This is a genomic window from Pseudomonas sp. MTM4 (assembly GCF_019355055.1).
Classification (GTDB): domain Bacteria; phylum Pseudomonadota; class Gammaproteobacteria; order Pseudomonadales; family Pseudomonadaceae; genus Stutzerimonas.
In genome coordinates this window covers 316772-338936 of sequence record NZ_CP048411.1, presented here as the reverse complement: position 1 = coordinate 338936, position 22165 = coordinate 316772, and the positions used below count along the sequence as shown (strand labels likewise).

Sequence of the window (22165 nt, the reverse complement as noted above, 5' to 3'; positions counted from 1 at the left end):
CGGATGCGCCAGTCCTAGAATCCCGTCACCGCAGTCAAACCGAGACCGTATGATGCTCGACGCCATTCGCTGGGATGCCGACCTGATCCATCGTTACGGTCAGGCTGGGCCGAGCTACCCGTCATATCACGCGGCGCTCCAGTTCAGCGGCGGACTGAGCTCCTTCGATCTGCTGCATGCATTGCGTCGCAGTCGACAGGCCAGCCGCCCGCTTTCGCTTTATATCCATCTACCGTTCTGCGCAACGGCCTGCTACTACTGCCACCGCAACAAGGTCATCACGAGCGACCGCAGCCGCATCCAATCCTATTTGCAGCGGCTGGAACAGGAAATCGAGATGATTGCCTGTCATCTCGCCCCGCATCAGATGGTCGAGCAGCTGCATATCGGCGGCGGCACGCCGAACTTGCTCAGCCATGACGATCTGCGACGACTGATGACGCATCTGCGCAAACATTTCAATCTGCAGAACGACGATCACGCGGACTTCAGTATCGAGATCGATCCCCGCGAAGCGGACTGGCCGACGATGGGATTGCTGCGCGAGCTTGGCTTCAATCGGATAAGTGTGGGTCTGCAGGCGCTGGATCCAGATGTGCAACGAGCCATCAATCGGCCGCAGACGATCGAGCAGACCCAGACGATCATCGAGGCAGCTCGGACCCTGCAATATCGCTCGCTACACATGGACCTCGTCTATGGCCTACCACTGCAGACCCACGGACGCTTCGCCCGCACGGTAGAAGCCGTTCTTGCCCTGCAGCCTGATCGCATATCTGTCTCGAATTATGTGCACCTACCCGAACGGCACATGGCACAGCGACGAATAAGCGCCACGGACCTCCCCACCTCGAACGACCAGCTCGCGATGCTGCAACACAGCGTGGAACAACTGACCCGCTCCGGCTACCGCTATATCGGCATGGATCAGTTCGCCCTGCCTGATGACGAGCTGGCAATGGCGCAGGAGGACGGCACGCTACAACACAACGTTCAGGGCTACACCACACATGGTCATTGCGACCTGATCGGTCTCGGCGTTTCGGCGATCAGCCAGATCGGCGATCTGTACTGCCAGAACCACAGCGATATCACGCTTTATCAGCAGATGCTGGATCAAGGGCAGCTGGCCACGATTCGCGGGCTACGATGCAGCGAGGACGACCGGATCAGGAGCAGGGTGATCGAAGCGTTGATCTGCAATTTCGAACTGCGTTTCGACGAAATCGAAAGCGCCCACGGAATCGTCTTCAAAATCTATTTCAAGGACAGCTGGCCAACTCTGGAGCAAATGGCTGCCGACGGACTCATTCAACTCAAGGCAGACACCATCACCATCCTGCCGGCCGGGCGCCTGTTGGCGAGCTCGGTTTGCATGCAGTTCGACAATCGCCCGCCTCGTCCCGCCCGGCTCTTTTCCCGCGCGATCTGACCTTGGGTCGCTCTTGCCTGCGACCCTCGCGCCAATTGGCCTAAGCCACTGGCCTGGGTTAATCTTGCACGTCCCGTAAGGTTTTTCAGGAACCACCGATGTCCGAGTCGATCAAGGTCCGCAGGCAGCCGCAAGCTCATTGCAAAGAATGCAGTCTTTCCGGCCTTTGCTTGCCGCTTTCGTTGAACATGCAGGACATGGATACGCTGGACGAGATCGTCAAGCGCGGGCGCCCGCTGAGAAAAGGTGAAGTGTTGTTTCGCCAGGGTGAGCCGTTCAGCTCGGTTTTCGCCATCCGCTCCGGGGCCTTGCGCACGTTCAGCGTCACCGACACTGGCGAAGAGCAAATCACCGGCTTCCATCTGCCTAGCGAGCTGGTCGGCCTTTCCGGCATGGATACCGAAACCTATCCGGTAACCGCGCAAGCGCTTGAAACAACTTCGGTGTGCGAAATTCCTTTCGATCGCCTCGATGAACTCAGCGTGTTGCTGCCGCAGCTTCGCCGTCAATTGATGCGCATCATGAGCCGCGAAATTCGCGACGATCAACAAATGATGCTGCTGCTTTCGAAGAAGAGCGCCGACGAGCGCATCGCGACCTTTCTGATCAACCTGTCGGCCCGTTTCAGTGCGCGGGGTTTTTCCGCCAACCAGTTTCGGCTGCCCATGTCGCGCAACGAGATCGGCAACTACCTGGGGCTGGCGGTCGAGACGGTCTCGCGGGTGTTTACCCGCTGTCAGGCCAACGGCCTGCTAGAAGCAGAAGGCAAGGAAGTTCGTATCCTCGATTCAATCCGGTTATGCGCCCTGGCGGGCGGAAACATGGACGCCTAGAAACTCGGACGCCTAGTAGCGAGAGCCCGTTATGATTTTCGACGAATTCGCCATCAAGACACTGATACGCCCGGTCCCCGACTTCCCCAAGCCGGGCGTGGTATTCCGCGACATCACTCCGCTGCTGCAGTCGCCCAAGGCGCTGCGCATGGTGGCGGATAGCCTGATTCAACGCTATGTCGAGACCGACTTCAGCCATGTAGGCGCACTCGACGCCCGCGGCTTCATCATCGGTTCGATCATCGCCTACGAATTGAACAGACCGCTGATCCTGTTTCGCAAGAAAGGCAAGCTCCCGGCCGACGTGCTGGCCGCGTCCTACAGCACCGAGTACGGCGAGGCCTTCCTCGAAGTTCACGCTGACAGCCTTTGTGAAGGCGATTCGGTGTTACTGCTGGACGATCTGATCGCCACCGGCGGCACGCTGATTGCCGCCGCGCAGCTGGTTCGCCGCATGGGCGCCCAGGTTCATGAAGCCGCCGCAATCATTGATCTGCCCGAACTGGGTGGATCACGCAAACTGCAGGACATGGGCATTCCCACGTTCACGCTCACCGCATTCGAGCTGAACGAGCGCTGATCATGTTCCGCAAAGCAACGAGGATTATCAGCTGCGCAGTTTTGCTGGTGACGTTCTGCTCCTCTTCGTTTGCCCTCGACCGCAACGCGTTGCTCGATGATGCGAATCTGCTGCTTCTGCCGCGCGAGCGGCCATTGCCGGTCCTCGAGCTGATCAACGAGCAAGGCCAGGCCGTCAGCACCGATTCTCTTCGCGGACGCTGGCACCTTATGCTCTTCGGATTCACCGCCTGCCCGGATATCTGCCCCACGACACTGAGCGACATGCGACGGCTATTCGGCCAACTGCCTTCGGATGTTCGCGAACAGCTCCAGCTGGTGTTGATCACTGCCGATCCGGCGCGCGACACGCCCGAGGTGCTGCGCACCTATCTCGGTTATTACCGTGCAGGATTCCAAGGGTTGACGGGAGACATGGCGCAGTTGCAGAAACTGTCCAGGGCACTGGGGCTTCCGTTCGTCCCGGCAAAGCAGACCGAAGGAGACTACAGCGTCAACCACAGCGGCAATCTAGCCATCGTCGGCCCCGATGGCAGCCTGCGCGGCCACATCCGCGCACCTTTCAAGCTGGAGGGGTTGCGTCAGGCCCTGCCGCAGATAATCGAAGCCGAGAGACAGCCCTGGTGGGGAAACCAGCCCTAGTGGCAATCCAGGGTGTCGGCTAGCACATAGGCCTGAAATGCCACTTCGTCGATCCAGTACTGAGTGGCTTCAACCAGCATCTCCTGTCCCTGCTCGCTTGAAAGAATCTGCTCGACGCGCTGCTGCAACAGCGCATCGTCAGCCTCGATCCGCAGTGCCAGCGCGGACTCCTCCAGAACAGGCAGCAGCCGATTGTAGCGACGCCATTCCGGTAGCGTGGCGATCTGCTGGAGCAACAACTGATCGCCCACTACCGCCTGGCATTCGCCAAGCTTCAACCCAATCAATGCCTGCGCCGCACTTGGATAAGCGCGGGCAATACCATCGAAGCGAGACACAACGGTAGCGGCATGAGGGTTCCCAGCCGCGATGCAGACGGGTGCGCCAGCAAGGTCGGTCCATTCGGCTGGCCCCGCTTCGGCCGCAGCCAGCGCCGCGATCTCGCTGGAGTAATAGACGGCGCCCGAGCTAATCTCTCCGATACGCAGCTCCGCCTGTGCCTGTGCGTCGGCGAGGTCGATATCGCTCCCCAACGCCTCACCCAAGCTGACAAGCCAGGCCGCCTCGAACCCTTCGGTAACCGCCTCCGCTTCAGTCGCCTTGAGCGGCCGATAGTCGCCGACCAGCACCGCCTGCAAGGGTGCCGCAAGCGCGCTGGCCGGCATCAGCAGCACGATCAACAACCGCAGCAGATGAGACTTCACGGCACCTCCTTCTCAGACGTACTGGTAGCGAAGCATCCTTTGTTTGAATTTTTCCAGCACCACCTGATCGATCAGCGTGGCAAGAATGGCGATCACCAGGATATTCATCATCACCCCGACCATGTCGGCGATCTCGCCGGAATAGGCGAGTGAACGCCCCAGGCCCTGCCCGAAGCCGATCAGCATTTCAGCGGAAATCAGCGCACGCCAAGCGTTACCGAAGGCCAGCTGAGCGCCGGTAATCAATTCTGGCATCACTGCCGGCAAATAAACGCGCCGCAGCAACTGCCAGCGCGACGCCCCCATCACCCGCGCGGCCGATACATGTACCGGCTGCACGCTTTCGGTGGCGTTCATCACCGACAGGGCCATGGGGAAGAATGCCGCCAGGGCCACCACAACGATGATCGGCAGGTTGCCGAAGCCCATGACGATGAGAAATAGCGGCACCCAAGCGATCGAGGGAATCGACTGCAGGATGACGATGGCCGAGCGCAGGATCTCCCGAAAGAAGAACAGCACGCCTCCGACCAGACCAAAGCCAATGCCAAACAGCAGCGCAAAGCCGTAGCCGCTACCAAGACGGCTCATGCTGCCGTACAGGCCTTCGCGGAATTCGGGCTCTTGTACCGTGGCGAACAGCCGTTCGAGCACCGTGGGAATCCCTGGCATCAGAAACGATGGCAGGCTCCAGGCCGCAGCCTGCCAAATCAGCAGGATGAACAGGACCGCCAGCACCACAGCAAGGTGTTTCTTCGGCCCGGTTAGACGACGAGGTTGACTCATGGCTGACCGACCTCCGTCTTGATGCCCAGCAACCGCAGAATCTCGGTGCGCTCGGCGGCAAATGCGGAGAGATCGTGACTCTTCTCGCAATGGGTGAAATTGAAGGTTTTCAGCACCCGCGCCGGGCGCGCGCTGAATACGAGGACATGGTCGGCCAGATACAGCGCCTCGTCGACGTCATGGGTCACCAGCAGCACGGTGGGCTGATGTTCGTTGATGAGCTCCAGCAGCACGTCCTGCAGCGCCATGCGGGTCAGCGCATCAAGCGCACCGAAGGGCTCATCGAGCAGCAGTACCTCGGGTTTGGCGATGAAGGCACGCGCCAATGCCGTGCGCTGACGCATGCCACCCGAAACCTGGTGAGGGTAGTAATGTTCGAAGCCTTCCAGGCTCACCCGGGCCAACCAGGCAGCGGCTTGCTCGAAGGCACTGACCTTCGCCACGCCCTGCAGCTCCAGCGCCATGGCGACATTGGCCTGCAGGCTCAGCCATGGATAGAGCGCATGCTCCTGGAATACCAGGGTGCGCCGCGGGCTCGGTCCGGGAATCTTCTTGCCATCGGCCAACACACGACCTGCAGTCGGGTTCTCCAGCCCGGCCACCAGATGCAGCAAGGTCGATTTGCCACAACCGGAAGGTCCGACCAGCGCTACCAGTTCGCCCTGGGCAAACTCACCATTGAAACCCTTGATGACTTCCAGTTGCCCGAACTGCTTGTCTACTTCTTCGAATCTGAGCTGCATGAAAAACCTGAAAGAAACTTCACCGGCAACGACCGGCAGAATGAAAACTGCCCGGCACGTGGCCGGGCAATGAACGATCGGCGCCATTAACAGGTCGCCGATACGACGATCAGAGTTCGCGTGCTTCCTGCCAGGAAAGATCAAGGATCGCGCTGGTATCGAACGGCTTGCCGTCGCGGGTTTTCAGCGAACCCAGTTCCTGAAGGATATCGGCCAGCTCCTGGATACGCGCCAGATCGGCATCGTCCAGTTTGGCGGTGAAATCCTGGGTCGCGATGGCTTCCTCGATTACCACCTCACGTGACAACTCGCCACGCTCGAGCGTCTTGAGCGTCGGTTCGGCAATGAAGTAATCGGCGATCAGCTTGGCGGCTTCGGCAGGTTGCTTCTCCAGCAACTCAATGGCGTCACGCTGGGCATCGAGAGATTTCCAGACGGCATCCTTGCGCTTGGCCAATGTTTCACCGGAAGTGATCACCACCATGCAGGGGAAAGGCCAGACCTCGCCGATCTCGTAGATCTGCTTGACCGGTGCTACCAGCTGGGCGATGCGGTCATAGGGCTCGAACAGGAACGCCGCATCGACCCGACCGGAAACCAGCGACTGCACCGCAACCGCCGGACTGACACCCATGATGTTTACGTCGCTGGGTTGCAGGCCGGCAGACTTCAGCGTCACGCCGCGCAGTACCGAATCGGCGGTGCTGCCCTCGCGCTGCGAAGCCAAGCTGTGTCCCTTGAGACCGGCCACATCATCGATACCGGTTTCGTTACGCACCAGAATCGAGTGATAACCCTGCTGGGCACCACCGACCACTTTCAGATCGGCGCCCTTGGAAGCCCAGGCGACCGCGTTGGTGAAGCCCAGTACACCTGTATCCAGCTGCCCGCCAACGATCGCCTTGATCAGATCGGTCCCGGAGCTGAATTCGACCAGTTCTACATCCAGTCCATGCTTTTTGTACAAGTCGCCTTCGAAGGCAACCATCGCTTGAGCATCGTCCATAACCCGGATGAAGCCAACCTTGAACTTTTCTTGAGCTTGCGCGAAAGCGCTGAGCAGCAGTAGCGCAGGGACCAGCCAGTGTTTTGCCTTCATCATCAACCTCAAGCTCTTAGGCAGCATTTAGTCATATAACCAAAAGAAAGCTTTCAATTCCATTTAGTTATAAATCAATTCTGGCTTAGAACTTTACACGAAGTTATTTCTGAACGGCACTAGTTAACAGCCATAAGCATTAAACCGGAGGTTATAAGTTGCTGAGATTGCACTACGGCAAAAGATTAGAGCGTGATCGTCTTCCGTCCAGCCAAGGCGTGGGCAAGCGTGCCGCCATCGACCAGATCGAGCTCTCCACCAAGCGGCACGCCATGTGCGATGCGGCTCAACGTCAACCCCTTCGGAATCAACAGCTGGGCGATGTAATGAGCAGTCGCCTCACCTTCTACGGTCGGATTGGTTGCCAATATCGCTTCGCTGAAATTGCCTTCAGCTACACGCACAAGCAGTTCAGGGATACCGATGGCCTCGGGACCCAGCCCGTCGAGCGGCGATAAGTGCCCCTTCAGGACGAAGTAGCGCCCACGAAAACCGGTCTGTTCCACAGCGAACACATCCACTGGGCTCTGGACGATGCATAGCAGCGAATCGTCCCGCCGCGGGTCGGCACATTGCGGACAGAGTTCATCCTCGCTCAACGTACGGCATTGCCGGCAATAGCCCACCTCCTCCATCGCCCGTGCAAGCGCTTGCGCCAATCGCAGCCCGCCACTTCGATCACGCTCGAGCATCTGTAGCGCCATGCGCTGAGCGGTTTTCTGTCCGACACCGGGAAGAACGCGCAGCGCATCGATGAGTTGACGAATAAGGGGACTGAAGCTCATGAATTTCTCGGATAAAGCTGAAAGCTGAAAGCTGAAAGCTGAAAGCTGAAAGCTGAAAGCTGAAAGCTGAAAGCTGAAAGCTGAAAGCTGAAAGCTGAATCAGAGCCTGCGTTCGACCGGATGGTTTGCAAGCTCTTCCTCGCGCTTCAAGCTTATGGCTTCTTTCAGAACGGCATCTTGAAACCCGGCGGCAGCTGCATGCCCTCGGTCATGCCCGCCATCTTTTCCTTACTGTTCTGCTCGATCTTGCGCACTGCATCGTTCACCGCAGCGGCGATCAGATCCTCGAGGATCTCCTTGTCTTCCTGCATCAGGCTGTCGTCCAGGCTGACGCGTTTGACGTCGTGCCGGCCGTTCATCACAACGCTCACCAAGCCGGCGCCGGACTGGCCGGTGACTTCGGCGTTGGCCAACTCCTCCTGCATCTTCTGCATTTTTTCCTGCATCTGCTGTGCCTGCTTCATCAGGCCGGCCATGCCACCTTTCATCATGGGATTTACCTCGGATCAGGGTTCGGAGTGTTCTACGGGTTCGATGGTACCGTCACGAATGACGGCGGCGAACTGTTGCATCAATTGCTGTACTACGGGATCAGCCTGGATCGACTGCTCGGCCGCCCGCTGGCGCTCACCACGGCGTCGTGCCGCTGCCTGAGCGGGTGTTTCCTGCTGCGGCGTCTGCAGCTCGATATCCAGCCGCAATGTACGCCCGTGATATTGATTCAGCGCCTCGTTAAGACGCCGATGCTGGGTCGCGTTGAATAGCGCACTTTGCGCCGGATCCAGGTGCATCAGCCAGCGATCGTCGCTCACTGAAATCAGCGTGCAATTGGCCGCGATGCTGCCGGTCAGGCCGCCCAGACCCAACTTCAGATAGATATCGAGCCACTCGGCAGCCAGACCGGTAGCAGGCTCTACCGCAGGAGCCGGCGCGACGACCTGCGGTTCTGCCGTCAGGTCATCCAGCCCTTCGAGATAGGCTTCGGCCTGAGTTTCGACTTCGAAATAATCCTCGTCGGTCAACGGCGGCTCGTCATCGTCCGGCTCGTTCACCTCAACGACTGCGGCCACATGCTCGGGCTCGCCAACCGGGGCGATTCGCTGCTCAAGTGCCTCGCTTTCCACCGCAACTGGGGGCGTAACCGGCGGCTCATTCCAAGGCAGGTCGACGACCGGAGGCGCAGGTTCGGACACCAACTCGGGCTTGATCACAGTAGCCGGAGCGAGTTCAGGACTGATCGGCGCCAGAGCGGGTTCCGGTGACGATGAAGAAACAATGGGCGCCGGGGACGCTGGCGCGGGCATCACACGCGACTCAGGTTCCGGCGCAGCCGATGTTGCTGGACCGGCCACATCGGTTGGTCTGGAATCAGTCGTGGCCGGACTGATCCCCAGGCTCTTTAGCGGTGTTCGTGGTGCATCTTCACTATCAGCCGGTCGAAACGCCAGCATGCGCAGCAGGACCATTTCGAAGCCACCGCGTGGGTCCGGCGCCAGCGGCAGATCGCGCCGACCGATCAGGCCCATCTGGTAGTAGAACTGTACGTCTTCAGCCGGCAACGCCTGGGCCAGCCCCAGCACCCGCTCACGATCGCCCTGGCCGTTATCCACCGCCTCCGGCAACGCCTGGGCGATGGCGACGCGATGCAGCACATTGAGCATTTCGGCCAGCACGCCGCCCCAGTCCGGGCCTTGCTCCGCTAAGTGCCGGACCGCCTCCAGCATGGCGCGTGCGTCACCCTCCAGTAGCGCCTGCATTACCCCGTAAACCTGGCCGTGATCCAGGGTGCCGAGCATGCTACGCACGTCCTCGGCCAGCACCTTACCCTCACCAAAGGCGATCGCCTGGTCGGTCAGGCTCATGGCATCGCGCATCGAACCGTCGGCGGCGCGTCCAAGCAGCCAGAGAGCGTCTTGCTCGAAGGGTACGTTTTCAGCACGCAGTACATGGTTCAGGTGCTCGACCACCCGCTCCGGCGGCATGTTCTTCAACGAGAACTGCAGACAGCGCGAAAGAATGGTGACAGGCAGCTTCTGCGGATCGGTGGTGGCCAGCAGGAACTTGACGTGCGGCGGCGGCTCTTCGAGCGTCTTTAGCAGCGCGTTGAAAGAATGCGACGAGAGCATGTGCACTTCGTCGATCAGGTAAACCTTGAAACGCCCACGGCTGGGCGCGTATTGCACGTTATCCAGCAGCTCGCGAGTGTCTTCGACCTTGGTGCGGCTCGCGGCGTCGACTTCGATCAGATCAACGAAACGGCCTTCATCGATCTCGCGACATACAGAACACTCGCCACAAGGCGTGGAGCTGACGCCGGTTTCGCAGTTCAAGCACTTGGCGATGATGCGCGCGATAGTGGTTTTACCCACCCCGCGGGTACCGGTAAATAGATAAGCGTGGTGCAGGCGCTGGCTATCGAGCGCATTGATCAGAGCCTTGAGCACGTGCGTCTGCCCGACCATTTCGCGGAACGAACGCGGACGCCATTTACGGGCTAAAACCTGATAACTCATAACACCATCGCGGGGAAAGCAGAGGACGGGTAATGCTAGCGGAGCAGGCCGCAAATTGCATCCGGCCTGTCGTCAGCCAAGCAGATCCAGCTCGCAACACGCTAAACGTCGCGTCAACGCTTGAGGGTCGCACCCAGTGCGCGTACCAACTGCTCCAATTGCGGCTGGGCATCGTTGATCTCGACTTGCAGCCCCTCTATCTCTCGACGCGGAGGGTACTGTTTGCGCAGCAGATCGAAGCCGTTGCGACGCTGTTCATCTTTGCCGGTCAAGCTTCGGCGAAACGCTGCATCGTCGCTACGCGGGTCGTAAACCGCTCGGCATATTGTTGCCAGCGCATCACGGGGTGGCGCCGATGCATCGAAGGAAAGCCCACGCAACGGCGCGACCGGTGTCAGATCGGTCAGATCTACCGTGGGTGCCAGTCCTTTGCTGACGCAGAACGCCTCGTATATCTGAGCGGTTCCGCGCAATTTGCCGTCCAGGCTGTAACCGGCAACGTGCGGTGTGGCGATGCGACATAACCTGGCCAGTTCGACGTCAACCTGCGGCTCCCCTTCCCAGACGTCGAGCACCACCTGAATATCGGGCCGACTGGTCAGCTGTTCGCGTAGAGCTGCGTTGTCGACGACCGCACCGCGAGCTGCGTTGATCAGCCAGGCGTCCGGGCGCAGCTGTTGCAGACGGGATCGGTCCAGCAGGTGAAACGTCGAATGCTCGCCTTCCAATGTCAAAGGTGTATGCAGGCTGATGACGTCACACTCGGCGAGGATTTCATCCAGACCGACGAACTCGCCAACCTCACGGGCCTGACGCAGCGGATCACACACCCGTACATTCCAACCCAGGCCGCGCAACACCTCCACCAGTCTGCCACCCACTTGCCCGGCACCGACCACACCATAACGGCGATCAGCCAGCTCCGTGCCCCCACGCTCGGCCAGCGCCAGGAGACTGCCGAGCACATAGTCGACGACGCCCCGGGCATTGCAGCCCGGCGCGCTTGCCCAGCTAATACCCGCCTCCTCGAAATAATCGATATCCAAATGATCGGTACCAATGGTGCAGGTACCGACGAAGCGCACGGCACTGCCTTCGAGCAGCTCGCGGTCGACACGGGTGACTGAACGAACCAGAAGCACCTCAGCTTGTTCGAGCGACGCTCTATTGATGCTACGGCCAGGCATACGGCGAATCTCGCCGTGCTCGATAAAGAATGCCTCGACCAGCGGAATATTTTCGTCGGCAAGGATGCGCATTGGCAGGCTCCGTCAGTGATGAGCCCATTCTAGACATCTTCGAAGCGCCGTGCCGCCTTCCGAGAACACCTCTCACGGCGTAGACTGAGCAGCTCTGTATACAATTGGATACACCCTGAATGCCCACTGAGTCGAAACTCAGCAGGGTTCGCGTTGAATTGCGCACCCTCTTTGCTCTCGCCCTGCCCATGATGATCGCGCAACTGGCGAACACCGCCATGGGCTTCGTCGATACGTTGATGGCCGGGCGCGTCAGCCCCCGCGATCTCGCTGCCGTAGCGCTGGGCAACTCCATCTGGGTCCCTGTGTTTCTGCTTCTCACAGGGATTATTCTGGCAACCACACCCAATGTCGCACAGCGCTTCGGCAGCGGGCAGCATGAGCAGATCGGCCCGCTGGTGCGCCAGGCATTATGGATGGGCCTCGGGATTGGCACGCTGTTGGCGATCATGATGTGGAATGCCGAACCCGTGCTACACCTGATGCAGGTCGATCAGACGCTGATTGAACCAGCGATGGCCTATCTGAGAGCGGTGGCGTGCGGCTTTCCGGCGGTGGCCCTGTACCAGGTATTGCGCTGCTACAGCGACGGCCTCGGACACACGCGTCCCAGCATGGTCGTAGGGCTTCTTGCGCTGGCATTGAACATCCCGCTCAACTACATCTTCATCTATGGCAAGCTTGGCCTGCCCGCCATGGGCGGTGTCGGTTGCGGCTGGGCCACTGCCGTAGTCATGGGTTTCATGCTGCTGGCCATGCTGTTCTGGGTCCGGCGTGCCGACTACTACCAACCAAACCGACTTTTTGCCCGTTTCGATTGGCCGGACTGGTCCGTACTGAGCCGCCTGCTTTCCGTTGGCGTACCGATCGGGGTTGCGGTGTTCGCCGAGGCCAGCATCTTCTCGGTCATCGCACTGCTGATCGGTAGTCTCGGAGCAACTGTCGTCGCTGGGCACCAGATCGCGCTGAACTTCACCTCGCTGATCTTCATGATTCCGCTGTCGCTGGGTATGGCCATCACCGTACGCATCGGCCAGACGCTGGGACGTAACGCGCCGCGAGATGCGCGCTTCGTTGCTGGCGTCGGGATCGTTTCAAGTTTGGTCTATGCCTGTTTCTCGGCCGGCACGATGCTGTTGTTCAGCGAGCAGATCGCTCGCATCTATACCACCGACCCGGCCGTAATCGCCGTCGCCGCCAGCCTGTTCTTTTACGCCGCGCTGTTCCAGTTCTCCGACGTGGTGCAAGTCACCGCAGCCGGCGCGCTACGTGGCTATCAGGACACCCGCATGACGATGATCTTCACGCTCTTCGCCTACTGGGGCATCGGCCTGCCGGTAGGCTACCTGCTGGGCCTCACCGACAGGTTCGGCGATCCGAGCGGTCCAGCAGGGCTCTGGCAAGGGCTGATCGCCGGCCTGAGCTGCGCCGCGATATTGCTCACCATCCGCCTGGCGCGCAGTGCCCGATGGGAGATACGCCGGCAAGCGACCCAGGCCGCAGCGTAGTGTGGCGATCACCTCAAACGTGTCAAACCTCGAACGCCAGCATCACAGCACTTAGTAGCAGGAAGCCGCTGAACAGAACGCGCAACAGGCGTTCCGGCAGCGCGTGTGCCAGTTTCACGCCAAGGCTGATACTGAGCAGTCCGCCAACGGCAAGCGGCAACCCCAGCGACCAGTCGACCTGGTCGTGAGTGGCATAGGCGAATAACGTTACGGCGGTGCTTGGCGCTGCCAACGACAATGACAGCCCCTGCGCAACGACCTGCGATGTACCGAACACCGCCGTAAGCACCGGCGTGGCAAGCACCGCGCCGCCAACGCCGAACAATCCACCCAACGCACCGGCGCCAGCGCCCAGCACGCCCAGCCAAGGCCACGGATGGCGCAATTCGGTACTCCCAGGCTGCGACCGAATGAAAACGCGCAACAAGGTGTAGGCGGCTAGGGCGACGAGGAAACCGACGAAGGCAATACGCATGCGGCCAGCATCGAGCGAAACCGCAATGGCGGCACCCGCGATGGCAAAAAAGAAACTGGCTATACCCAGCGCCGCAGCGTGGCGCGGGTCGATGCGGTTGCGCTGGTGATAACGCCAGATGGCGAGCAGCACATTAGGCACAACCATCACCAACGCCGTGCCTTGCGCAACCTGCTGATCCAGCCCGAACAGCACGCCGAGCACTGGAATCGCAATCAGCCCACCGCCGATTCCGAACAGGCCGCCGAGTGTTCCCAACGCCAAACCCAACACCACATTCAGCCCGAACCCGACGAAGTCCATGATCGCTTCCTGATGAAAACCGCAATGCTACTCACCACACTCTAGTAGGTACACGCACAAGCCTGCACAATGGTTTTGCAACTTACGCAAAGCGGAGCAACGAACATGGATGCCAACGCACTCACCGATCAGTTCCGGCTGTTTCTTGCCGTGATCGATACCTCCAGCTTTTCAGCGGCGGGCCGCCTGCATGGACTCACGCCCTCTTCCGTTGCCCGTCGTATCGATTCGCTGGAACGCTCGCTTGCCTGCCAACTGGTCAGCCGCAACACCCATTCCATCAAGCCCACCGCAGCCGGGCAGGTCTTTGCCGAGCGCGCCAGGCGTATCGTTCAGGAACTCAACCTGGCACGCGCCGAAATGACATCGCTACAAAGCACACCGGAAGGCCGCATCCGTATCGATGCGCCAGCGCCTTTCGGCCGCCGGCATCTGGCACCTGCGCTTGCGGAGTTTCTGCAGGCCTATCCGGGCGTGGATATCCAGCTACGCCTGATCGACAGCTTTGTCGATCTGCAGGGCGAACACTTAGGCGAGGTCGATCTGGTACTGCGTATCGGCCCGCTGGCCGAAACCCGGCTGGTCGCCACAGCACTGGCGCCGATGACACGCATCGCCTGCGCCAGCCCCGATTACCTGGCACGGCGAGGCACTCCGATATCGGTTGCGGAGCTGCCAGAACATGACGGGCTGGATTGGGATGCACTGGCACCCACCCACGCTTGGCGATTCGAGCATGAGGGCAAGTTGCAGCTGTTACGGCCGAGACGCCTGCGGATGATTGCGAACAATGCCGAAGCGCTGCTTTGCGGCACCGTGGCTGGCCTGGGTATTGCGCATCTGCCGACCTGGTTGATCAGCGATCACCTGCTGCGCGGGAAATTGCTGCCGCTGTTCTGTGAACAGGGCCTGCCTGCGCCGGAGCCAAGCGGCATCTACGCCCTGCGCCTGACCAGGGAAGCCGACTCTCGCAGCCGGTTGCTACTAGAGTTTCTGAAAAGCCGGTTTGGCCCGATCCCACCCTGGGATCAGGCACTGCAAAGCGGGCTAAGCTTTGGTTAAGGACTGACGTCAGACGGGGCAGCCGGATATTTCCTGGGTGACACCCCAACCATCGACCACGCCACCCAGCGGCTCGATCAGATTTTCCAGATCCTGTTCGAAATCACCAATGCCATCGAAGGTGGCGTACATCACCTTGCTGACCTGTAGGTCCCAGGCGCCGTCATCACGTGGGGCGATCTGAGCGTTGATGCATTCACCGCGAAATTGGCTTGCGGCGGCAGACGCACACTCGCGATCAGGAAATACGGCATAAAACTCGATCGGATGGACGCGGGCGAAATCGAAACCGCCCTCTTTCATCCTCATCAATACGTTGCTGCTTACATCCTCATGGAAGGTGGCACTCATAAAACAACCTCCTCTCACTCATGGATGAAACGGTGGGGGAATGGATAGAGTCTTGAGTCAGCCTCTTTGCAGATATCGGCTGACTAGAGCCAATCGCAAATACCTTTAACAGATAAGAAACCGCAACGGGAAACAGCGTGCGGTATAAACAATAGGCCTCAGCAGTCCTGAGTAGTTCGGTTCAGGCGCCGCATGCCGTCCCCCAACGACATACGGTGTACGCATCGTTATCGGACGCATGATGGACATCGAGCCAACCTGCACACTGCGGCAAACAGACTGCCGCAGTGCGCTAAGCGCTCAATCGTTGCTCGGCTTGCTGATGGCCTGCAACACATACTGAGGCAGCGCGAACGCGCCGATATGGATGTGCGGGTTGTAATAGCGGGTGACGATTCCGCTGCCGGCGAAACGCTGGCTCAGAGTTTCCAGCGTCAGTTTGCGGCTGGCCGAGTCGCAAGCGCCCCAGGCGAAGGTCATGGCGCCGCCGATGTAGGTAGGCACCGCCGCCTGGTAAAAATGCCAGTCAGGGAAAAGCCCGGTCATGCGCTTGGCGGTGGTCTGCACTTCGGCCAACTGCATGAACGGCGTACCGTTCTGCGTGACCAGAATTCCACCTTCGTTGAGGCAGCGGCGGCAGGCCTGGTAGAAGTTTTCCGAGAACAGCACCTCGCCAGGACCGATAGGATCGGTCGAATCGGAAATGATCACGTCGAACTTTTCTTCGGTAGTCGCAACGAAGCGCATGCCGTCGTCGATCACTAGATTCAATCGCGGATCAGCGAATGCGCCTTTCGAGTGCTCCGGCAGGAACTCCTTGCACATCTCCACCACGGTGCCGTCGATCTCAACCATGGTGATGCTTTCCACATCCCGATGCTTGGCGACTTCGCGCAACATCCCGCCGTCACCGCCACCGATGATCAGCACGCGGCGCGCCAGGCCATGCGCCAGAATCGGTACGTGAGTAAGCATTTCGTGATAGATGAATTCATCGGCCTCGGTGGTCTGGATTACGCCGTCGAGCGCCATGACGCGTCCCATTCGGGCATTCTCGAAAATCACCAGATGTTGATGCTCGGTACGCACTTCATGCAGCATCTTGTCGATCCTGAAGCGCTGGCCGTATCCCTCGTAGAGAGTTTCCTGATAGTCGCTCATGGGGTGTCTCCCTGATGGATGGCGTAACAGACAAGCCGCCCGCAGGCCGCACGGACTGCCCGTTGGCAAAGAGGCGCATTCTACTTTGGTCTCATGACAGGGGAAACCATACCGCTTTCAAAGCGCTTTCGGTGAAGACACCCCATCAACGACGGCTATGGTCGGCCTATGACGCCTCTACACCTGCCCTATATCGCCCCTTGGAACTGGACACAATTTCACCAGCACTTCGCGCTGCGGCTGTTGCCGGGAGTCGAAGCGCTGGATGCCGACCGCTACAGCCGTACCGTTCGCGTGAATGGAAGTGTCGGCTGGATCAGCGTGCGACCGTTACCGGGCCAGGACGCCATTGAACTGACCCTGAGCGACTCGTTACATGAGCACGCACCCATACTGGTTTCTCAGGTTCGCAAGATGTTCGATCTCGACATCGACCCGGCAGCCGTAGTGCGGCATTTCATCGACGATCCGCAGCTCGGGCCGCTGGTCGTTGCGCATCCCTGGCTGCGCCTGCCCAGCGCTTTCGATCCGTTCGAACAGGCGGTGCGCGCCATCATTGGCCAGCAGGTCACGGTGAAAGCCGCCGTGACCATCACTCGACGGCTAGTAGAGCGGCTCGGCGGCGAGCTGCCCCGCTCAACGGCGAGCGAAGCCGCCGGTTTGCTCACGCTGTTTCCCAGCCCGGCAGCGATAGCGCAAGCCCAACTGGACAATATCGGCATGCCTGGCAAGCGCGTTGCGACACTGCAACGCCTGGCGGCTGCGGTGGCAGAAGGCGCGCTCGAACTTCAGGTTCAGGACGGTGCGGACGAACTTGTTCGCAGGCTCTGCATGTTGCCTGGTATCGGCCCGTGGACCGCCGAGTACATTGCATTGAGAGGATTTGGCGAAGCGGACGCCTTTCCGGCCGCCGATCTCGGCCTGCTGAAAGCGCCCTTATGGGGAAGCGAGGGTATAACAGCCAAACAGTTATTGACTCGATCACAGGCATGGCGACCTTGGCGGGCCTACGCTGCGGTACATATCTGGCAGAACTACGGCGTCACGGCAGGACAAACAAGACCGGTCACAAAGGCCGGGCCAGCAGCCTCAACGAGTTAGTGGTTGCTCGCGAATCGCGGCATGACAAGCAACTGGCTGAGGCTCGGCCCGCACAGCTCACAACCTGACCTTGGCAAAGTGCCCCGCCGCAACGAACCACATGATCAGCCCCACTACCGGCAGCAGCACAATAACGAGGCTCCAGATGATCTTTCGCCCCACCTCGATACGGCTACGCCACACCTGAACAATGGCCAGCACATCGCCTACCAGCACTACCACTGCCAGCAGAGCACTCCAGGTTTCCATAGGCTTAGGGTCTCAGGTTCCGGTCGTCGGGACGGTTACCACGCGGCCCCATGATGCCCCAAATGATCAGACCCAGGACCGGCAGGATCACGATCAGCAACACCCACATCGCTTTTTTGCCAGTCGTGGCGTCGCTGCGCAGCACGCTGACGATGGCCCAGACATCCAGTGCCAGAATGAGCAGGCCGAAAATACCGCCGAAGGCATCGGTCATGGCAAGACTCCAATTACAGTGAGTACGTAATTAGGATGCCGGGGCGGTTTGAGGGTTCAGTAAGACGACCCGTTCAATAACGGGCCGGGTCGATCGCGGCAAAGCTTTGGACGGATTCATGACCAGTCAGCTCGCCGCCTTCGCGAGCCAGGCCACAGGTGTGCATGCCGGCCTGACGCGCAGCGTCCAGCTCTTCCACCACATCGGACAGAAACAGAACCTCATCGGCCTGCAGGCCGATCGATCCGGCTATTCGTCGGTAAGACTCAACCTCCCGCTTGTGGCCGCTGCCCGTGTCGAAGTAACCGGAGAACAGTGGAGTCAGATCCCCCGCTTCAGCACATCCGAAAATCAGCTTTTGCGCCTGAATCGATCCGGAGGAATACACATTGAGCGCGTAGCCCTGCTCATGCCAACGATGCAGCGCGTCCACCGCATCCGGGTAGACATGGCCTTTGATTTGACCGGCCCGATAGCCTTCGGCCCAGACCATGCCTTGCAGTGCTTTCAAAGAGGTGGCTTTGCGATCGGCGGCGATCCATTCCAGCAGGATTTCGACGACGCGCTCGATGCTCGCCTCCGGCTCGCCGCTTTCGCTGCGCACGGCCTCGATCTGCGTAGCCACCGCCGGCTCCGCCACATGCTTGCGCACAAACGCTGGCAGGTGCTCGCGGGCATAGGGGAACAGTACGTCGAAGACGAAGCTCACCGCGCTGGTGGTGCCTTCGATATCGGTGAGAATGGCTTTGATCGGCATCTTCAATCCTCCAGGCGCGGGAAGCGACCGGCAATGTCTTCACCGGTAAATTGCGCGACCCAGCCTTCTGGATTGTTGAACAGGCGAATGGCGACGAAGTGCGGATTCTCACCCATGTCGAACCAGTGCCGGGTGCCAGCGGGCACGGAGATCAGATCGTTCTTTTCGCACAGCACGGCGTAGACCTTGTCATCGATATGCAATGTGAAAAGACCCCGCCCAGCAACGAAGAAGCGCACCTCGTCCTCGGCATGACGATGTTCTTCGAGAAACTTGGCCCGCAACTCGGCTTTTTGCGGGTGATCGTTGCTCAGGCTGATGACGTCTACCGTGACGTAGCCCCGCTCGTTCATCAGTCGGTCGATCTGCGGCCGGTAGGCGGCAATCACCTCTTCCGGGCTGGCACCGGCGGCAAGCGGCGCACTGGCCTGCCAGCGTTCGAGGCGCACGCCAACCTCAGCCAATGTGGCGGCGATATCTTCGACATGGGTGAGCACCTTGAGAGGCTGCTCGGGAGCGTTGTCCTGATAGACGCTGAGAATGCTCATGGGGTTGTCTCCGAACCGGGTGCTGTCCCGGCTTCTCATCGGTTATTCGGGCACGCGTTGCGTGCGGTAGAAAGAGCGGCGGTCAGACGCGCTGCAACATGCGCATCTTCAGTTCGCAATCGAACAGGAACTCGAACGCCTCGATCTGGCGCAGCGCGTCGTTCATCTGTGCGCCCCAGGTATAGAGGCCATGCCCACGGATCAGATAACCAGCGCAGTCGGGATGCTCGTCGAGCCAGGGCTGAACACGCGCGGCGAGTCGCTCGATATCCTGATCATTGTCGAAGATCGGCACCAGCACCTGGGATTCATGGGTCGCGATGCCGCTGAACGCCTTCTGCAACTCGTAATCAGCAAAGACCAGCGAATCACTCAGGCAGACGCGCGAAAGCACGGTGGCGTTGACCGAATGCGTATGCAGCACGGCGCCGATTTCCGGCTGCCAGCGATACAGCTGCGTATGCAGCAGGGTTTCCGCCGAGCGCTTCTTGCCCTCCTCCAGGCTGCGCCCGTCCATATCGACAGCCAGCAGATCATCCACCGTCAGCTGACCTTTGTGCTTGCCCGAAACGGTCAGTAGCGCCTCGGCGCTGGTCAGCCGCGCCGAATAGTTACTACTGGTCGCCGGAGACCAACCGCGGCCATAGAGAAAGCGACCCGCGTCGATGATGGCCTGCGACAAGTGTTCACGAGTGGCTGTCATGCCCGGTTCTCCTGCTTAGGGATGGCAATGATAACGGCTGCGGCCAGTGCCGCCAGACTGGCGATGGCGAAGGTCCAGAACGGGCCGAGGCTGGCCCAGCTGTAGCCGGAGTAAAGCGCTCCCAGCGCCCCGCCGACACCCGCAAGCGTCGCGTACAACGCTTGCCCTTGTCCCTGCTGACGGTGGCCGAAGCTGCGCTGAACGAAATGGATCGCCGCCGCATGAAAGCTGCCGAACGTCGCCGCGTGCATCAGCTGTGCGATCAGCAGCACGCCCAGATGATCGGCCAGCGTGCCGAGCAGCAGCCAACGTATCGCCGCCAGCACGAAACTAGCCATCAAGACCTGACGCAACGAAAAGCGCGCCATCAGCGCAGCCATGACCAGAAAAATCAGAATCTCCGCGACCACGCCCAGCGCCCACAACAGGCCGATGGTGCTCCGGCTATAGCCAAGCGACTCAAGATGAATACTTAAAAAAGTGTAGTAAGGCCCGTGACTGACTTGCATCAGTCCAACACAGACAAAGAACGCGAGTACGCCGGGACGGCACAACTGACGAAGGAAGCCACCCTGTTCAGCCAGATCCGGTCGTTGTTCCGGCGCGGCATTGGGCACCCAGACACTGGCGATGAAGATGCCGACCATGACCACCATCACCGCCACGGGGTAAATATCCAGGGTCAGACGCTCGAACAGTGCACCAAGCCCCACCACCGCCGCGATGAAGCCGATGCTGCCCCACAAACGGATCTGACTGTAGCGCGATGCCTGATCACGAAGATGCGCGAGCGTGATGACTTCGAACTGCGGTAGCACGGCATGCCAGAAGAACGCATGCAGCGCCATGACCAGCGCGAGCCAAGCGTAGCTCTTGCCGAAGAAGATCAGACCAAACGACAGCAGCGTGCAGAGCGCGCCAATGCGAACGATGGCCAGACGCTGGCCGGTGACATCGCCCAGCCAGCCCCAGAGATTCGGCGCCAGGCAGCGCATCAACATCGGAATGGCGACCAGCTCACCAATGCGCTCGGCGCTGAACCCCAGGTGATCGAAATACAGCCCGAGAAACGGCGCGGCGGAGCCGAGCAAGGCGAAATAGAAGAAATAGAAGCTGGAGAGGCGCCAGTAAGGAAGAGAAGCAGTCATAAGCGGCAAACTTCAAGCGTCAAGACACAAGCACAAGCCAGGACGCTACCTTTACTGCCTTCTCGCTTGCAGCTTGAAGCTTGTGGCTTGCAGCTCAAAGCTGTTTCAACACCGGAGTCGTTACCCGCACATCGGCATTCTGCCCGCGATGACGCAACAGATGGTCCAGCAGGACGATGGCCATCATCGCTTCGGCGATGGGCGTGGCGCGAATGCCGACGCAAGGGTCGTGACGGCCTTTGGTGATGACATCGACCGGATTGCCGTCGATGTCGATCGAGCAACCCGGCGTGGTGATGCTGGACGTCGGCTTGAGCGCCAGATGGGCGATGATCGGCTGGCCGCTGGAGATTCCACCCAGCACGCCGCCGGCGTTGTTGGAAAGGAAGCCCTCAGGGGTCAGCTCGTCACGGTGCTCGGTGCCACGCTGGGAAACACTGGCGAAACCGGCACCGATCTCCACACCCTTGACGGCGTTGATGCTCATCAGTGCATGAGCCAGATCGGCATCCAGACGGTCGAAGATCGGCTCGCCCAGGCCTGGCGGTACGCCCTCGGCAACGACGGAAATCTTTGCGCCGACCGAATCCTGATCGCGACGCAGTTGATCCATATAAGCGTCGAGCTCCGGTACCTTGCCTGGATCGGGGCTGAAGAAGGCGTTCTGCTCGACGCTGTCCCAGGTCTTGAAGGGGATCTCGATCGGACCTAGCTGACTCATGTAGCCGCGCACCTCAATGCCGAGAGTCGCCAGGTATTTCTTGGCGATGGCGCCGGCCGCTACGCGCATCGCGGTTTCACGCGCCGAGCTGCGACCACCGCCGCGGTAATCACGTAGCCCATACTTGTGGTGGTAGCTGTAGTCGGCGTGGGCCGGGCGGAACTGATCCTTGATCGCCGAGTAGTCCTTGGACTTCTGGTCGGTATTGCGGATCAGCAGGCCGATCGGACAACCGGTGGTGCGTCCTTCGAACACGCCAGAGAGAATCTCGACCTCGTCGGCTTCCTGTCGCTGGGTCGTGTGCCGGCTGGTGCCGGGCTTGCGTCGATCAAGGTCGCGTTGAAGGTCGGCGACGGTTAATTCCAGCCCCGGCGGGCAACCATCGACGATTGCGACCAGCGCAGGACCGTGACTTTCACCAGCTGTGGTGACGGTGAACAGCTTGCCGTATGTGTTGCCGGACATGCAGGGCGCTCCGCGATCGACCTA

General features: G+C 60.1%; 25 protein-coding genes. 7 read left to right on the top strand and 18 right to left on the bottom strand.

Features of this window, described 5'->3' with window-relative positions; translation table 11 throughout:
• Positions 1–52 precede the first annotated feature (52 nt).
• The 4 genes from hemN (at position 53) to GYM54_RS01615 (ending at position 3486) form a co-directional block, all read left to right on the top strand.
• On the top strand, positions 53–1432 hold the full coding sequence (gene hemN, locus GYM54_RS01630; RefSeq protein ID WP_181102840.1) for an oxygen-independent coproporphyrinogen III oxidase: 1380 nt from the start codon (positions 53–55) through the stop codon (positions 1430–1432).
• A gap of 98 nt (positions 1433–1530) precedes the next feature.
• A complete protein-coding gene (fnr, locus tag GYM54_RS01625; protein ID WP_181102090.1) occupies positions 1531–2265 on the top strand; it encodes a fumarate/nitrate reduction transcriptional regulator Fnr in 735 nt (244 codons plus the stop codon).
• Between the two features lie 31 nt (positions 2266–2296).
• Complete coding sequence (locus tag GYM54_RS01620) at positions 2297–2845, top strand: adenine phosphoribosyltransferase (protein ID WP_131648554.1); 549 nt, start codon at positions 2297–2299, stop codon at positions 2843–2845.
• 2 nt (positions 2846–2847) lie between these two features.
• Positions 2848–3486, top strand: a complete 639-nt coding sequence (locus GYM54_RS01615) for an SCO family protein (RefSeq protein WP_181102092.1) — start codon at positions 2848–2850, stop codon at positions 3484–3486.
• Here the strand turns inward: GYM54_RS01615 and GYM54_RS01610 are convergent.
• The 8 genes from GYM54_RS01610 to pdxB form a co-directional block, all read right to left on the bottom strand.
• Positions 3483–4190, bottom strand: coding sequence for a transporter substrate-binding domain-containing protein (locus tag GYM54_RS01610; RefSeq protein ID WP_231752134.1), 708 nt, complete (start codon positions 4188–4190; stop codon positions 3483–3485). The two genes, GYM54_RS01615 and GYM54_RS01610, sit on opposite strands and share 4 nt — an antisense overlap.
• 12 nt (positions 4191–4202) lie before the next feature.
• Positions 4203–4976 carry an ABC transporter permease gene (locus GYM54_RS01605; protein ID WP_181102094.1) on the bottom strand — a complete coding sequence of 258 codons (774 nt, stop codon included), beginning with the start codon at positions 4974–4976 and terminating at the stop codon, positions 4203–4205.
• The gene (locus GYM54_RS01600; protein ID WP_181102096.1) at positions 4973–5719 is read right to left on the bottom strand and encodes an ABC transporter ATP-binding protein; all 747 of its coding nucleotides are present in this window, start codon (positions 5717–5719) and stop codon (positions 4973–4975) included. Before GYM54_RS01600 ends, GYM54_RS01605 begins: the two co-directional genes overlap by 4 nt.
• A gap of 109 nt (positions 5720–5828) precedes the next feature.
• Positions 5829–6818, bottom strand: coding sequence for an ABC transporter substrate-binding protein (locus GYM54_RS01595; RefSeq protein ID WP_131648966.1), 990 nt, complete (start codon positions 6816–6818; stop codon positions 5829–5831).
• Positions 6819–7003: 185 nt separating this feature from the next.
• A complete protein-coding gene (recR, locus tag GYM54_RS01590) occupies positions 7004–7603 on the bottom strand; it encodes a recombination mediator RecR (protein WP_131648550.1) in 600 nt (199 codons plus the stop codon).
• Positions 7604–7767: 164 nt separating this feature from the next.
• Entirely contained in the window at positions 7768–8094 is a 327-nt protein-coding gene (locus GYM54_RS01585) for a YbaB/EbfC family nucleoid-associated protein (protein WP_131648549.1), read from the bottom strand.
• A gap of 15 nt (positions 8095–8109) precedes the next feature.
• Positions 8110–10116 carry a DNA polymerase III subunit gamma/tau gene (dnaX, locus tag GYM54_RS01580; protein ID WP_197444703.1) on the bottom strand — a complete coding sequence of 669 codons (2007 nt, stop codon included), beginning with the start codon at positions 10114–10116 and terminating at the stop codon, positions 8110–8112.
• Positions 10117–10229: 113 nt separating this feature from the next.
• The gene (gene pdxB, locus GYM54_RS01575; RefSeq protein WP_197444702.1) at positions 10230–11375 is read right to left on the bottom strand and encodes a 4-phosphoerythronate dehydrogenase PdxB; all 1146 of its coding nucleotides are present in this window, start codon (positions 11373–11375) and stop codon (positions 10230–10232) included.
• Positions 11376–11494: 119 nt separating this feature from the next.
• On the opposite strand from pdxB, the gene GYM54_RS01570 reads away from it, so the two are divergent.
• Positions 11495–12883 (top strand): MATE family efflux transporter, encoded by a 1389-nt coding sequence (locus GYM54_RS01570; protein WP_197444701.1) that lies wholly within the window; start codon positions 11495–11497, stop codon positions 12881–12883.
• Positions 12884–12905: 22 nt separating this feature from the next.
• Here GYM54_RS01570 and GYM54_RS01565 read toward each other — a convergent pair whose 3' ends face one another.
• Positions 12906–13661, bottom strand: a complete 756-nt coding sequence (locus tag GYM54_RS01565; RefSeq protein WP_197444700.1) for a sulfite exporter TauE/SafE family protein — start codon at positions 13659–13661, stop codon at positions 12906–12908.
• A 105-nt stretch (positions 13662–13766) separates the two neighbouring features.
• On the opposite strand from GYM54_RS01565, the gene GYM54_RS01560 reads away from it, so the two are divergent.
• Positions 13767–14723 carry a LysR family transcriptional regulator gene (locus GYM54_RS01560; RefSeq protein ID WP_197444699.1) on the top strand — a complete coding sequence of 319 codons (957 nt, stop codon included), beginning with the start codon at positions 13767–13769 and terminating at the stop codon, positions 14721–14723.
• Positions 14724–14732: 9 nt separating this feature from the next.
• Here GYM54_RS01560 and GYM54_RS01555 read toward each other — a convergent pair whose 3' ends face one another.
• Together GYM54_RS01555 and speE are read right to left on the bottom strand one after the other, a co-directional pair.
• Positions 14733–15074, bottom strand: a complete 342-nt coding sequence (locus tag GYM54_RS01555; protein WP_131648543.1) for a ribonuclease E inhibitor RraB — start codon at positions 15072–15074, stop codon at positions 14733–14735.
• Between the two features lie 300 nt (positions 15075–15374).
• Positions 15375–16235: a polyamine aminopropyltransferase gene (speE, locus tag GYM54_RS01550; protein WP_131648542.1), complete on the bottom strand. Its 861-nt coding sequence runs from the start codon at positions 16233–16235 to the stop codon at positions 15375–15377.
• 168 nt (positions 16236–16403) lie between these two features.
• Here speE and GYM54_RS01545 point away from each other — a divergent pair, with 168 nt between their 5' ends.
• Complete coding sequence (locus GYM54_RS01545) at positions 16404–17336, top strand: DNA-3-methyladenine glycosylase (RefSeq protein ID WP_197444698.1); 933 nt, start codon at positions 16404–16406, stop codon at positions 17334–17336.
• Positions 17337–17393: 57 nt separating this feature from the next.
• On the opposite strand, the gene GYM54_RS01540 is transcribed toward GYM54_RS01545, so the two are convergent.
• From GYM54_RS01540 to aroC, 7 genes are all read right to left on the bottom strand, one after another.
• A complete protein-coding gene (locus tag GYM54_RS01540) occupies positions 17394–17585 on the bottom strand; it encodes a PLDc N-terminal domain-containing protein (RefSeq protein ID WP_131648540.1) in 192 nt (63 codons plus the stop codon).
• Positions 17586–17589: 4 nt separating this feature from the next.
• A complete protein-coding gene (locus tag GYM54_RS01535) occupies positions 17590–17799 on the bottom strand; it encodes a PLD nuclease N-terminal domain-containing protein (RefSeq protein WP_131648539.1) in 210 nt (69 codons plus the stop codon).
• 73 nt (positions 17800–17872) lie between these two features.
• Positions 17873–18556, bottom strand: a complete 684-nt coding sequence (mtnC, locus tag GYM54_RS01530; RefSeq protein WP_197444697.1) for an acireductone synthase — start codon at positions 18554–18556, stop codon at positions 17873–17875.
• Positions 18557–18558: 2 nt separating this feature from the next.
• Positions 18559–19104 (bottom strand): acireductone dioxygenase, encoded by a 546-nt coding sequence (locus GYM54_RS01525; protein WP_181102111.1) that lies wholly within the window; start codon positions 19102–19104, stop codon positions 18559–18561.
• 82 nt (positions 19105–19186) lie between these two features.
• Complete coding sequence (locus GYM54_RS01520) at positions 19187–19807, bottom strand: methylthioribulose 1-phosphate dehydratase (RefSeq protein WP_197444696.1); 621 nt, start codon at positions 19805–19807, stop codon at positions 19187–19189.
• Positions 19804–20955 carry an MFS transporter gene (locus tag GYM54_RS01515; protein WP_197444695.1) on the bottom strand — a complete coding sequence of 384 codons (1152 nt, stop codon included), beginning with the start codon at positions 20953–20955 and terminating at the stop codon, positions 19804–19806. Before GYM54_RS01515 ends, GYM54_RS01520 begins: the two co-directional genes overlap by 4 nt.
• A gap of 94 nt (positions 20956–21049) precedes the next feature.
• Positions 21050–22141: a chorismate synthase gene (aroC, locus tag GYM54_RS01510; RefSeq protein WP_197444694.1), complete on the bottom strand. Its 1092-nt coding sequence runs from the start codon at positions 22139–22141 to the stop codon at positions 21050–21052.
• Between the last annotated feature and the right edge of the window lie 24 nt (positions 22142–22165).

Bases quoted from the DNA above. Each gene is read 5' to 3' on its own strand.
- hemN (WP_181102840.1), top strand. From the start codon at position 53: ATGCTCGACGCCATTCGCTGGGATGCCGACCTGATCCATCGTTACGGT.
- fnr (WP_181102090.1), top strand. From the start codon at position 1,531: ATGTCCGAGTCGATCAAGGTCCGCAGGCAGCCGCAAGCTCATTGCAAA.
- GYM54_RS01620 (WP_131648554.1), top strand. From the start codon at position 2,297: ATGATTTTCGACGAATTCGCCATCAAGACACTGATACGCCCGGTCCCC.
- GYM54_RS01615 (WP_181102092.1), top strand. From the start codon at position 2,848: ATGTTCCGCAAAGCAACGAGGATTATCAGCTGCGCAGTTTTGCTGGTG.
- GYM54_RS01605 (WP_181102094.1), bottom strand. From the start codon at position 4,976: ATGAGTCAACCTCGTCGTCTAACCGGGCCGAAGAAACACCTTGCTGTG.
- GYM54_RS01600 (WP_181102096.1), bottom strand. From the start codon at position 5,719: ATGCAGCTCAGATTCGAAGAAGTAGACAAGCAGTTCGGGCAACTGGAA.
- GYM54_RS01595 (WP_131648966.1), bottom strand. From the start codon at position 6,818: ATGAAGGCAAAACACTGGCTGGTCCCTGCGCTACTGCTGCTCAGCGCT.
- recR (WP_131648550.1), bottom strand. From the start codon at position 7,603: ATGAGCTTCAGTCCCCTTATTCGTCAACTCATCGATGCGCTGCGCGTT.
- GYM54_RS01585 (WP_131648549.1), bottom strand. From the start codon at position 8,094: ATGATGAAAGGTGGCATGGCCGGCCTGATGAAGCAGGCACAGCAGATG.
- dnaX (WP_197444703.1), bottom strand. From the start codon at position 10,116: ATGAGTTATCAGGTTTTAGCCCGTAAATGGCGTCCGCGTTCGTTCCGC.
- pdxB (WP_197444702.1), bottom strand. From the start codon at position 11,375: ATGCGCATCCTTGCCGACGAAAATATTCCGCTGGTCGAGGCATTCTTT.
- GYM54_RS01570 (WP_197444701.1), top strand. From the start codon at position 11,495: ATGCCCACTGAGTCGAAACTCAGCAGGGTTCGCGTTGAATTGCGCACC.
- GYM54_RS01565 (WP_197444700.1), bottom strand. From the start codon at position 13,661: ATGGACTTCGTCGGGTTCGGGCTGAATGTGGTGTTGGGTTTGGCGTTG.
- GYM54_RS01560 (WP_197444699.1), top strand. From the start codon at position 13,767: ATGGATGCCAACGCACTCACCGATCAGTTCCGGCTGTTTCTTGCCGTG.
- GYM54_RS01555 (WP_131648543.1), bottom strand. From the start codon at position 15,074: ATGAGTGCCACCTTCCATGAGGATGTAAGCAGCAACGTATTGATGAGG.
- speE (WP_131648542.1), bottom strand. From the start codon at position 16,235: ATGAGCGACTATCAGGAAACTCTCTACGAGGGATACGGCCAGCGCTTC.
- GYM54_RS01545 (WP_197444698.1), top strand. From the start codon at position 16,404: ATGACGCCTCTACACCTGCCCTATATCGCCCCTTGGAACTGGACACAA.
- GYM54_RS01540 (WP_131648540.1), bottom strand. From the start codon at position 17,585: ATGGAAACCTGGAGTGCTCTGCTGGCAGTGGTAGTGCTGGTAGGCGAT.
- GYM54_RS01535 (WP_131648539.1), bottom strand. From the start codon at position 17,799: ATGACCGATGCCTTCGGCGGTATTTTCGGCCTGCTCATTCTGGCACTG.
- mtnC (WP_197444697.1), bottom strand. From the start codon at position 18,556: ATGCCGATCAAAGCCATTCTCACCGATATCGAAGGCACCACCAGCGCG.
- GYM54_RS01525 (WP_181102111.1), bottom strand. From the start codon at position 19,104: ATGAGCATTCTCAGCGTCTATCAGGACAACGCTCCCGAGCAGCCTCTC.
- GYM54_RS01520 (WP_197444696.1), bottom strand. From the start codon at position 19,807: ATGACAGCCACTCGTGAACACTTGTCGCAGGCCATCATCGACGCGGGT.
- GYM54_RS01515 (WP_197444695.1), bottom strand. From the start codon at position 20,955: ATGACTGCTTCTCTTCCTTACTGGCGCCTCTCCAGCTTCTATTTCTTC.
- aroC (WP_197444694.1), bottom strand. From the start codon at position 22,141: ATGTCCGGCAACACATACGGCAAGCTGTTCACCGTCACCACAGCTGGT.